We start from the raw sequence: 11,955 nt of genomic DNA, 5'->3' as shown, positions 1-11,955 counted from the left end.
CGTGGCCTGCGCGCGATCATGGAAGAAGTCCTGCTGCCGGTGATGTACGACATCCCCAGCCGCGACGACGTCGCCAAGGTCGTGGTGACCAAGGAGACCGTCCAGGACAACGTGCTGCCGACGATCGTTCCGCGCAAGGCGACACGCGCCGAGCGCCGCGACAAGAGCGCTTAGTAATCCGGTCCCGCCCGGTAACCGTTGAGCGCCGCTGACGCGATACCGGGCCGCACTGGGAGCAGGCCTCGATCGGGTTCGTGATTGGCGTCGGTGCGGCGCTGTCCAACATCATCGTGCGCTGGATCGTGGTCGTCGCCGGCTACGACGCGGCCTTCATATCGCTGGGAGGTCTCGCCGCTGCAGGCCTGGCGCTGTACGCCACGGCGATGCCCGAACCCGCGCCCACCGCGAACAGAAATGGCGGATTAACCCAGGCCAGCGGCCTCCCCCGAACGGGGGAGACGCGAGGGTAGACGGTCGCTAGCAAATGTTACTCCAGCGTAACTATCATTCTTAGACTTTGTCGGCCCGGTAAAAGTGACGAACGCCACACTTCGTCTCCTTAGGGACTGGAGACGCGTGTCTGACCTCGTGTTTTGCCGACTAAGCGGTAGCGTGACGGTATGGACGAGTGTCCATGAATCCCTAAGAAAAGTGCAATAATCGGTACCGCCAGTGACATAAAAATCGGCCGAGGCTGCACTCGGGTGATTCACACCGGTTTCGACCACATGCCGGTGCGGTGAACAGCTATGGAAGGCGGCGACGTGGGTCCGAGCGAAAACGGAGCCAGGTCAGAATCTGCTTCAGATTCGCATCGGCCCGATGCGGAGCCGCCCGGACGGCAAAAGCTGGAAAAGGTCGTCATCCGTTTCGCCGGGGACTCCGGCGACGGCATGCAGCTCACCGGAGACCGGTTTACTTCCGAGGCAGCGCTTTTCGGTAACGACCTGGCGACCCAGCCGAGCTACCCGGCTGAGATCCGCGCGCCGCAGGGCACGTTGCCCGGCGTCTCGTCGTTCCAGATTCAAATCGCCGACTACGACATCCTCACCGCCGGTGACCGGCCCGATGTGCTGGTGGCGATGAACCCGGCAGCGTTGAAGGCCAACATCATGGACCTGCCGATCGGCGGGCTGGTGATCGCCAACTCCGACGAGTTCACCAAACGCAACCTGGCCAAAGTCGGGTATGAGAACAACCCGCTGGATACCGCGGAGCTGTCTGACTACAAGGTCGAAGCGGTTCCGATGACCACGCTGACGCTGGGCGCGGTCGAGGCCATCGGCGCGTCGAAGAAGGACGGCCAGCGCGCCAAGAACATGTTCGCGCTCGGCTTGTTGTCGTGGATGTACGGGCGACCGATCGAGACCAGCGAGCGTTTCATCAGAGAGAAGTTCGGCCGCAAGCCCGACGTCGCCGAGGCCAATGTGTTGGCGCTCAAGGCCGGATGGAACTACGGCGAAACCACCGAGGCGTTCGCGACTACCTACGAGATCTCACCGGCGAAACTACCGGCCGGCGAGTATCGCCAGATCTCCGGCAACACCGCGCTGGCCTACGGCCTCGTCGCCGCCGGCCAATTGGCCGATCTTCAGGTCGTGCTGGGCAGTTACCCGATCACACCGGCGTCAGACATCCTGCACGAGCTGTCCAAACACAAGAACTTCAACGTGCTGACCTTCCAGGCCGAAGACGAAATCGGCGGTATCTGCGCCGCGTTGGGCGCTTCGTACGGTGGTGCGCTCGGGGTCACCAGCACCTCGGGTCCCGGTCTGTCGCTGAAGTCCGAGGCGCTGGGACTCGCGGTGATGACCGAGCTTCCGCTGATCGTCATCGACGTGCAGCGCGGCGGCCCGTCCACCGGTCTGCCGACCAAGACCGAGCAGGCTGACTTGCTGCAGGCGCTCTATGGCCGCAACGGCGAGTCGCCGGTGGCCGTCGTCGCGCCGCGATCACCGTCGGACTGCTTTGACGCCGCGCTGGAGGCGGTGCGCATCGCGGTGTCGTACCACACCCCGGTAATTCTGTTGTCCGACGGGGCAATTGCCAACGGGTCCGAGCCGTGGCGCATCCCGGATGTCGAATCGCTGGAACCCATCGAGCACACCTTCGCCAACCCCGACGAACCGTTCATGCCTTACGCGCGTGACCCGGAAACGCTGGCTCGCCTGTTCGCCATCCCGGGCACTCCCGGACTCGAGCACCGCATCGGAGGGCTGGAATCCGCGAACGGCAGCGGCGACATCTCCTACGACCCGGCCAATCACGACCTCATGGTGCGGTTGCGGCAGGCCAAGATCGACGGGATCTCCGTCCCCGATATCGAGGTCGACGACCCGACCGGTGACGCCGAATTGCTGCTGATCGGTTGGGGCAGCTCGTACGGTCCAATCGGCGAGGCTTGCCGGCGCGCCCGGCGCAACGACATCAAGGTCGCCCACGCCCATCTGCGCCACCTGCGGCCGTTCCCGGCCAACCTGGGCGCGGTGCTGCGGCGGTACCCGCAGGTGGTATGCCCAGAGATGAACCTCGGCCAGTTGGCACTGCTGCTGCGCGGCAAGTATCTGGTCGACGTGCAATCGGTCACCAAAGTTCAAGGTGTCGCTTTCCTGGCCGACGAGGTTGGGCGCCTGATCCGCGCCGCGCTGGGCGGGACATTGGCCGAAATCGAGCAAGACAAGACGATGGTCGCAAGATTGGCGGCGGCCACGGTTGGAGCGGGAGCTGACGCATGACTGATCTCATCGGTGCGGACTTGGGGCTGACGGACATCCTGTCCAAGCACAGTCGCGTGCCTACCACCGACCAACCGCAGAAAGCCAAGGACTTCACCAGCGACCAGGAAGTCCGCTGGTGCCCCGGGTGTGGCGACTACGTCATCCTCAACACGATGCGAAACTTTCTGCCCGAGTTGGGATTACGTCGCGAGAACATCGTCTTCGTCAGCGGCATCTGTTGCTCGAGCCGATTCCCGTACTACCTGGAGACCTACGGCCTGCACTCGATCCACGGCCGCGCGCCGGCGATCGCTACGGGTCTGGCGCTGGCCCGCGAGGACCTCTCGGTCTGGGTGGTCACCGGTGACGGGGACGCGTTGTCGATCGGTGGTAATCACCTGATCCACGCGCTTCGCCGCAACATCAACCTGACCATCCTGCTGTTCAATAACCGGATCTACGGCCTGACCAAGGGCCAGTACTCGCCGACCTCTGAGGTCGGAAAGGTCACCAAGTCGACGCCGATGGGTTCGCTGGACCAGCCGTTCAACCCGGTGTCGCTGGCGCTGGGCGCCGAGGCGAGTTTCGTTGGCCGCGCGCTGGATTCCGACCGCAAGGGTCTGTCCGAGGTGCTGCGCGCCGCCGCCGAGCATCGCGGATCCGCGTTGGTCGAGATCCTGCAGGATTGCCCGATCTTCAACGACGGCTCGTTCGACGCGCTGCGTAAAGAAGGCGCCGAGGAGCGGCTGATCAACGTCCACCACGGCGAGCCGATCGTGTTCGGTGCCAACGATGAGTACTGCGTGGTGCGGTCAGGCTTCACGCTCGACGTGGCCAAGACCGCCGACGTCCGCGTCGAGGAGATCGTGGTGCACGACGCGCATGCGACCGACTCCGCCTACGCGTACGCTCTTTCACGACTGTCCCAGCAAAATCTTGAGCACACCGTGATGGGTATCTTCCGTCAGGTCAGCCGACCCACCTACGACGACGCGGCGCGATCACAGATCCGTGCCGCGCGAGAGTCGGCCCCGTCCGACCGTGCAGCGTTGCAGTCGTTGTTGCACGGCCGCGACACCTGGACTGTGAACTGAGATGGTGGCTGCGGGTAAGCCGGCTTCGCTAGCCGGCGTGGTGTTGGCTGGCGGCGCATCGCCCTGGCAGGGTCGTGAGAAGGCCATGAAGCAAGTTCCGGGTTCCCTCGCGCCGATGACGATGGTCGAGCACGCGGTCAGCGTCGTTGGGGAGCGGTGTCAACCGGTCTTCGTAGTGGCCTCGCCGGGGCAGTCGCTGCCGGAACTTCCGGCGCAGGTGGTCCGCGACGACGTGCGCGGGCACGGCGTGTTATCCGCGATCAGCCGTGGGCTGCATGCTGCCGCTGAGGCCGGCGCGACGTGGGCGTTTTTGTGCTCGGTTGACGCAGCCGTCCTCACCGTTGACGTGATCGACGCCGTCGCGGCCCGAGCGGCCGAGGTTGACGCCGACATCGTGTTGCCCTGGGACGGGAGCAACCACTATCTCGCCGCGGTGTATCGGACCGAATTGGCAGGGCAGGTAGATGATCTCGTTGCCGCCGGCGAGCGGAATCTCCCCGCGTTGATCGATCGGGTCGACTCCCAACGGGTCGTGATATCCGATTCCCGTCCGCCTGCCGACGCCAAGCCGACGAGCGGCCTGCGCAGCCTGCTGGGCATCGGGCGCTGATTCACGCGGAACGCCCCTTGCGGGTGTTTCGAATTTAATTTGAGAACAATTTTTGCGACGAGTTAATATTGACTTCGCATCACTATTTGCAAAGAGTTTTATTTGCTCGTCAATTGTCTGATTTGTTCGAGCGAAATAATATGCGACGCCGGTTTATTTATGTAAACTATTCATAGCGCATTTCTCGGATTGCATTGTGGCGGTTGACTTTTCGGGCTTACGACGATGTCGTCAGTAGCGTCTCGATGGCCGGCTAGCTTCCGGCCGCGAGCCTGCAGACGTCTACGGTCGGCAAGTCGACTGGCCGAGCCGCGGCTAAGACTTGTAGTGTCTAAATACGTTGGTAAACAACAATATTAAAGCTCCATACACTCGAAGCCGCAAGCCGCGGCGCCGCGATTCAAACGCATGGTTCTGTCACGGTCTAACTTGAAAGTAGTTGTGCAACAGTATATTTAGAAAATATCGACCGGGTTTCCACCGCCATGCAGGTCGAAATCGCTTGCGACACGCGCGGCTAACATGTGATCTTCACTACTATCGGCCCCGATGAGGACGGCCCGGCCAACGGTCCCATTCGTTGTGTCTCGTGGCGGCCAGCCGCGTGGCGCAGCTCACAAAAATTGCGTGATTTGGCTCACTGTCGGATTAGAGTGTCAAAGAACTGACGCCAGCGACAAATACATGTTTGACCTGGGCGGGCCATTAACTGGGCGACCGTAATCGAGCCGTTATCGGGCAGATACATCGGCATGTCACGAGATGACGAATGCAAATTGTTCTCGTACGTTCCATTTCGGCCTGAAAGGGCAAGAAAAACCGAATCCACGGACCCGCGTGTGAGCGGGGCTACGGAAGGCGACGACGCCCCCGTGCAGCCGCCGGGCATCAGCCCGGTTGGCCGCTTAGGTCCCCAGCTGTCGTGCCTGAACGAGAGGGCGCGATTCGAAGTATCAACCCGCCTAAAAACCGGCACCTGCCCAAATCGCTGGGCTTACTTCGGCGCGCGCACCGCGAAAGGAACGATCTTGAAGAACGTCCGCCAGACGCTTCGCATGGCCGCGCTCACCGCAGTTCTTGCGTCGGCCCCGCTGACGCTGACCAACGCGATCGCCTCCGCCGATTACGAGCGGGTGACCCCGAACGCGCCGTCCACGCCGTTCGCCCTGGCCGGCTTCGTGTCGACGCCGGATGCAGCGCCCGCAGACGACGCGCCCTCGGCTCCGGCTCCGGACGCGCCTCCCGCGCCGGATGCTCCCAACGTTGCGCCGGTCGCCGACGCGCCGCCGGCCCCGGCCGACCTTCCGCCGGCCCCGGATGCGCCCCCGGCCCCGGCTCCGGACGCCCCGCCTGTGCCTCCCGCACCGGAAGCCGCGCCGGCGCCTGACGCGCCTGCGCCCGCCAACGACGCACCGGCCCCGGAGCAGGCTCCGGCGCCCGTGAAGAGGGCCTACAGCGTCAACTGGGACGCGATTGCTGCTTGCGAGTCCGGTGGCAACTGGGGCATCAGCACCGGTAACGGCTACGCCGGCGGTCTGCAGTTCACGTCCAGCACCTGGCATGCCAACGGTGGCTCGGGCTCCCCGAACGGCGCCAGCCGTGACGAGCAGATCCGGGTGGCTGAGAACGTGCTGCACTCGCAGGGCATCGGCGCGTGGCCGGTCTGCGGCCGTCGCGGCTGACCAAGCATTATCCACTGAAAGCGGTGGTCGGGCTCAGGCCCGCCACCGCTTTCGGCGTCCGGGGGGCTGTCTGGCGCGCACACCGCGGCCTGAGTCGCGCTGTGTTACCAACGACTCATGACCGCAACGGCATTCGACAACCTCGACGACTACCTGGCAATGCCACGCGTTTCCGGCCTGGCCGTGTCGGCGGACGGCTCGCGGGTGGTGACCACCGTGGCCGAACTCAACGACAAGCGCACCGACTACGTCAGCGCAATTTGGGAACTCGACCCGACCGGCGCAAAGCCGGCACACCGGCTGACCCGCGGCTCGACCGGCGACTCCGCACCGGCGTTCACCGTCGACGGCGACCTGCTGTTCGTGTCGTCGCGACCCACTGCCGAGAACGCCGATGGCGCCGACAAACCGCCGGTCTCGCTGTGGCGGCTACCCGCAGGCGGGGGCGAGGCTGTCGAAGTGCTGAGCATGCCCGGTGGAGTAAGCCTGGTCCGTACCGCCCGTGGCGCCGAGGCCACCGTGATCGGCGCGCCGCTGATGGCTTCGGCGCGCGACGTCGAAGACGACCGGCGCCTTCGCGGTTTGCGTAAGGCCAACAACGTCAGCGCGATCCTGCACTCGGGGTATCCGGTCCGCTTCTGGGACCAGGACATTGGCCCGGATGAACCGCATCTGTTCGACGCGACGGATCTGCGCGATCTCACGCCACAGCCCGGCGAAGCGCTGCGCGAAGCCGGATTCGATGACGCCACATTCGACATCAGCGCTGGCGGCCGTTTCCTGGTGACGACGTGGCGGGTGACAGGACCCGAAGCCACCGAGCGCTCGGTGCTGCTGCGGGTCGACCTGGCCTCCGGGGAACGCCGCGTGATCGCTGACGATCCGGAGGCCGAACTGCAACGCCCAGCGATCTCACCGGACGGGTCAGCGATCGTGTTCACCAGGGAAACCATCTCCACCCCAGACTGCGCTCCGCGAATGACGTTGCAATACCTGCGATTCGGCGACCAACCGCGACTGATTGCCGAAGCATGGGACCGCCGGCCGACCTCGGTGACCTGGTCGAGCGATGGCGCGTCATTGATCGTCACCGCTGACCAGAACGGACGCGCACCGATCTTCGCCGTTGAGGCGGCGACATCGAGGGTCACCCAGCTTACCGACGACGACTACGCCTACACCGACGTTGTCGCCGCGCCCGGTGGAGTGCTGTACGCGTTGCGGAGTTCGTATGCGGCACCGCCACATCCGGTGCGGATCGATCACGGCGGCGGTATCACCGTGCTGCCGTGCGTCGACGTGCCAAGCCTGCCAGGAACATTGACCGAGATCACCACGACGGTCGCAGATGGCACACCGGTGCGGTCCTGGTTGGTGCTGCCCGAAGACCCCGCGCCGGCCCCGCTGCTGTTGTGGGTGCACGGTGGCCCGCTGGGCAGCTGGAACGACTGGGCCTGGCGATGGAATCCGTGGCTGATGGTCGCCAAGGGTTACGCGGTGCTGCTGCCCGATCCCGCACTGTCGACCGGCTACGGCCAAGACTTCATCCAGCGGGGCTGGGGAGCATGGGGAGGGCCACCGTTCGACGATCTGATGGCTGCCACCGATGCGGCGTGTGCTCATCCGCGCATCGATGCGACCCGGATCGCGGCAATGGGCGGCTCGTTCGGCGGCTACATGGCCAACTGGATCGCGGGTCACACGAACCGTTTCGCCGCGATCGTGACCCACGCCAGCCTATGGGCATTGGACCAATTCAGTCCGACGACCGATCACGCTTACTACTGGCGCCGTGAGATGACGCCGGAGATGACCGCGGCCAATTCACCGCACCATTTCGTCCACCAGATCAGCACGCCGATGCTGGTCATTCACGGTGACAAGGACTACCGCGTGCCGATCGGTGAGGCCCTGCGGCTGTGGTACGAGCTGTTGGCCTCCTCGGCTCTGCCGGCCGGCGAAGACGGCAGCAGCCCGCACCAATTCCTGTATTTCCCTTCCGAGGACCACTGGGTCGTTGCGCCGCAACACGCCAAGATCTGGTACGAGGTGGTGTTCGCTTTCCTGGCCGAGCACGTGCTGGGGGAGAGCGCCGAATTGCCGGAGCTACTGGGAGTAGCGTCGCGCCCGTGACTGCAACGCGCGAATTCGACATCGTCTTGTACGGGGCAACTGGCTTCGTCGGCAAGTTGACCGCGGAATACCTGGCCCGGGCGGGCGGAAACGCGCGAATCGCACTGGCCGGCCGATCGGCCGATCGCCTGCTGGCGATCCGCGAAACGCTGGGCGAGTCGGCGCAGTCCTGGCAGGTGTTGACCGCGGATGCGTCGTCGCCGTCAACGCTGGACGCGATGGCCGCCCGGACGCAGGTCGTGATCACCACGGTCGGCCCGTACAGCCGCTACGGTCTGCCGTTGGTCGCCGCGTGCGCGGCCGGGGGCACCGATTACGCCGACCTGACCGGCGAGCCGCCATTCGTTCGCGACAGCATCGACCTGTATCACAAGCAGGCGCAGGACACCGGCGCACGCATCGTCCACGCGTGCGGATTCGACTCCATCCCTTCGGATCTCACCGTGTACGCGCTGTATCGCCGGGCCCGCGAAGACGGCAGCGGTGAGCTGATCAACACCGACTTCGTGGTTCGCTCCTTCTCCGGCGGGCTCTCCGGCGGCACGATCGCGTCAGGCGTGGAAGTGTTCGACGCGGTGTCGAGGGATGCCGACGTCCGCCGGCAATTCACCGATCCCTACACGCTGAGCCCCGACCGCGGCGCAGAACCCGAACTGGGTGCGCAGCCAGACCTGCGTCGGCGCCGCGGCGCCCAGATCGCACCGGAGCTGACCGGCCTGTGGACCGCCGGATTCATGATGGCACCGGCCAACACGCGAATAGTCCGGCGCAGCAATGCATTACAAGACTGGGCATACGGCAAGCGGTTCCGCTACAGCGAACACATGAGTGTGGGTTCCTCAGCCGTGGCGCCGGTGACCTCCGCCGTCATGAACGGGGTCGGCAACGCGGTGACGGCACTGGGCAGCCGCTACTTCCGGCTGCTGCCACGCCGGCTGGTCGAGCGAGTGCTGCCCAAACCGGGCACCGGCCCCAGTGACGCCGTCCGCGAGCGCGGCTTCTACAAGGCAGAGACCTACACGACGACAACTTCCGGCGCCCGTTATGTGGCCACCATGGCGCAACGCGGCGACCCGGGATACAAGGCCACCTCCGTGCTGCTGGGCGAGAGCGGTCTGGCGCTGGCGATGGATCGCGATGCGCTCTCGGAGCTGCGCGGCGTGCTGACCCCGGCGGCCGCAATGGGCGACGCGCTACGGGCGCGATTCCCCGCCGCGGATGTCTCGCTGGAGACCGCGCGGTTGATGCACCGCTGACGGCGAGGCCGGCGCTCAATCTGCTTGCAATGAACCGCTGGCGGACAAGATCAGCTGAGCTAGTGTCAACGGTGAACCAAAGCATCCCAGCAACGTTAGGTGGACGGGTCTATGGCTGGCCTTGAAGATCTTCTGTCTCAGATTCCCACGAGTGACATTGCAACCAAGATCGGCGTCGATGAGGCCGAGGTGAACAAGGCGGTCCAGTTGCTGGTACCGGTGCTGGTCGGCGGCCTGCACGAAAACGCACAGGATCCCGAGCACGCCAGCAAGATCGAGTCCGCGGCCGACAGCCAGGCCGGCTTGCTCGACGGCGGCGTGAATGTCGACCAGGTCGACCAGAACGAGGGCCAGCAGGCGATCGCGCGAATATTCGGCGGCAACGACGCCGCTCAGGTCGCCAGCGCACTGGCCGGTGGTGGCGGCGGCAACAGCGCTCTGCTCAAGCAGCTACTGCCGATCCTGGCTCCGATCGTTTTGGCATATGTCGGAAAGCAGCTCGGCCAAAAGAGCGAACCGGCCAAGGAAGAGGCGTCCTCCGGAGGCGCGCTCAACGACGTGCTGGGCAGCATCCTTGGCGGAATGGCCGGCGGCAACAAGTCGCTGGGCACTGTGTTGGGCACCGCGCTGGGCTCGAAGGCGGGCGACATTCTCGGCGGATTGCTGGGCGGCAAGAAGTAACTAACGCCGCCCGACATGGGCGGTGTTCGTAACGGGCGGCGGCGCTTTCTAGACTTGACGGGTGACCGCAAGCCCAGAGCGCGCCGCTGACACGCGTGCTGAAGACCTGCCCAAAGCGTGGGATCCGGGCGCGGCCGAAAGCGCGACCTATCGGCGCTGGGTGGATGCGGGTTATTTCACCGCCGATCCCGCCAGCGCCAAACCCGGTTATTCGATCGTGTTGCCGCCGCCCAACGTGACGGGCAGCCTGCACATGGGTCACGCGCTCGAGCACACCATGATGGATGCCCTGACCCGGCGCAAGCGCATGCAGGGATACGAGGTGCTGTGGCAGCCGGGCATGGACCACGCGGGCATCGCCACTCAGAGTGTCGTGGAGAAGCAACTCGCCGTCGACGGCAAGACCAAAGAAGACTTCGGCCGCGCGCTGTTCATCGACAAGGTCTGGGACTGGAAGCGCGAATCGGGCGGCGCCATCGGCGGTCAGATGCGCCGCCTCGGCGACGGTGTGGACTGGAACCGCGAACGCTTCACCATGGACGACGGGCTCTCGCGGGCCGTGCGCACGATCTTCAAGCGGCTCTATGACGCCGGCCTGATCTATCAGGCCGAACGGCTGGTCAATTGGTCGCCGGTGCTGGAAACGGCGATATCGGATCTCGAGGTTCGTTACGAAGACGTCGAAGGCGAACTGGTGTCGTTCCGCTACGGTTCGCTCGACGACTCCGAGCCGCACATCGTGGTGGCCACCACCCGGGTGGAGACGATGCTGGGTGACACAGCGATCGCGGTGCATCCCGACGACGACCGCTACCGAGGGCTGGTCGGCTCGACGCTGGCGCACCCGTTCCTGGACCGCCAGATCATCATCGTCGCCGACGATCACGTCGACCCTGAATTCGGCACTGGCGCAGTCAAAGTCACCCCGGCTCATGATCCAAACGACTTCGAGATCGGGCTGCGTCATGAGCTGCCCATGCCGTCGATCATGGACACCAAAGGTCGGATCGCCGACACCGGAACACAATTCGACGGCATGGACCGCTTCGAGGCCCGCGTCGCGGTGCGCGAAGCTTTGGCGGCGCAGGGCAGGATCGTTGCCGAGAAGCGGCCCTACCTGCACAGCGTCGGGCACTCGGAGCGCAGCGGTGAGCCGATCGAACCACGGCTGTCGCTGCAGTGGTGGGTGCGAGTCGAATCGTTGGCCAAGGCGTCCGGCGACGCGGTGCGCCACGGCGACACCGTGATTCACCCCGCCAGGCTCGAGCCACGCTGGTTCGCCTGGGTCGACGACATGCACGACTGGTGCATCTCACGTCAGCTGTGGTGGGGCCATCGAATCCCGATCTGGTACGGGCCGGACGGTCAGCAGATCTGCGTCGGTCCCGACGAGACACCGCCCGACGGTTGGGAGCAGGATCCCGACGTCCTGGACACCTGGTTCTCTTCGGCGCTGTGGCCGTTCTCCACCTTGGGCTGGCCCGACAAGACACCGGACCTGGAAAAGTTCTATCCGACAAGCGTTCTGGTGACCGGCTACGACATTCTGTTCTTCTGGGTGGCCCGGATGATGATGTTCGGAACCTTCGTCGGCGGTGATGACGCCATCACCCTGGACGGTGCCCGAGGTCCACAGGTGCCGTTCACCGACGTCTTTCTGCACGGGCTGATCCGTGACGAGTCCGGCCGAAAGATGAGCAAGTCCAAGGGCAATGTCATCGATCCGCTGGACTGGCTGGAGGTGTACGGTGCGGACGCTTTGCGGTTCACTCTGGCTCGAGG

8 protein-coding genes and 2 pseudogenes are annotated in these 11,955 nt (G+C 64.9%); all 10 read left to right on the top strand.

The window, feature by feature from the left end:
• Positions 1-174, top strand: a pseudogene (locus tag VGH54_RS02990) (ATP-dependent Clp protease ATP-binding subunit ClpX); the annotation flags it as partial.
• Between the two features lie 86 nt (positions 175-260).
• Positions 261-470 (top strand): annotated as a pseudogene (locus tag VGH54_RS02985) (hypothetical protein); the annotation flags it as partial.
• 279 nt (positions 471-749) lie between these two features.
• Positions 750-2,735 (top strand): 2-oxoacid:acceptor oxidoreductase subunit alpha, encoded by a 1,986-nt coding sequence (locus VGH54_RS02980; RefSeq protein ID WP_331510447.1) that lies wholly within the window; start codon positions 750-752, stop codon positions 2,733-2,735.
• A complete protein-coding gene (locus VGH54_RS02975; RefSeq protein ID WP_331510446.1) occupies positions 2,732-3,811 on the top strand; it encodes a 2-oxoacid:ferredoxin oxidoreductase subunit beta in 1,080 nt (359 codons plus the stop codon). Before VGH54_RS02980 ends, VGH54_RS02975 begins: the two co-directional genes overlap by 4 nt.
• Before the next feature lie 4 nt (positions 3,812-3,815).
• A complete protein-coding gene (gene mobA / locus VGH54_RS02970) occupies positions 3,816-4,421 on the top strand; it encodes a molybdenum cofactor guanylyltransferase (protein WP_331510445.1) in 606 nt (201 codons plus the stop codon).
• Between the two features lie 1,028 nt (positions 4,422-5,449).
• Positions 5,450-6,103, top strand: a complete 654-nt coding sequence (locus tag VGH54_RS02965) for a transglycosylase family protein (protein WP_331510444.1) — start codon at positions 5,450-5,452, stop codon at positions 6,101-6,103.
• Positions 6,104-6,220: 117 nt separating this feature from the next.
• Positions 6,221-8,236: a S9 family peptidase gene (locus VGH54_RS02960; RefSeq protein WP_331510443.1), complete on the top strand. Its 2,016-nt coding sequence runs from the start codon at positions 6,221-6,223 to the stop codon at positions 8,234-8,236.
• Positions 8,233-9,492 (top strand): trans-acting enoyl reductase family protein, encoded by a 1,260-nt coding sequence (locus VGH54_RS02955; RefSeq protein WP_331510442.1) that lies wholly within the window; start codon positions 8,233-8,235, stop codon positions 9,490-9,492. The genes VGH54_RS02960 and VGH54_RS02955 overlap by 4 nt, the downstream gene beginning before the upstream one ends.
• Positions 9,493-9,603: 111 nt before the next feature.
• Positions 9,604-10,173 (top strand): DUF937 domain-containing protein, encoded by a 570-nt coding sequence (locus tag VGH54_RS02950; RefSeq protein ID WP_331510441.1) that lies wholly within the window; start codon positions 9,604-9,606, stop codon positions 10,171-10,173.
• A gap of 61 nt (positions 10,174-10,234) precedes the next feature.
• Positions 10,235-11,955, top strand: a 1,721-nt coding sequence (locus VGH54_RS02945; RefSeq protein WP_331510440.1) for a valine--tRNA ligase, incomplete at its 3' end; no start/stop codon positions are given.

Source organism: Mycobacterium sp., from assembly GCF_036488105.1.
Taxonomy (GTDB): Bacteria; Actinomycetota; Actinomycetes; order Mycobacteriales; family Mycobacteriaceae; genus Mycobacterium.
The sequence above is the reverse complement of the archived record's forward strand: the minus strand, read 5'-3'. Positions and strand labels throughout refer to the sequence as shown.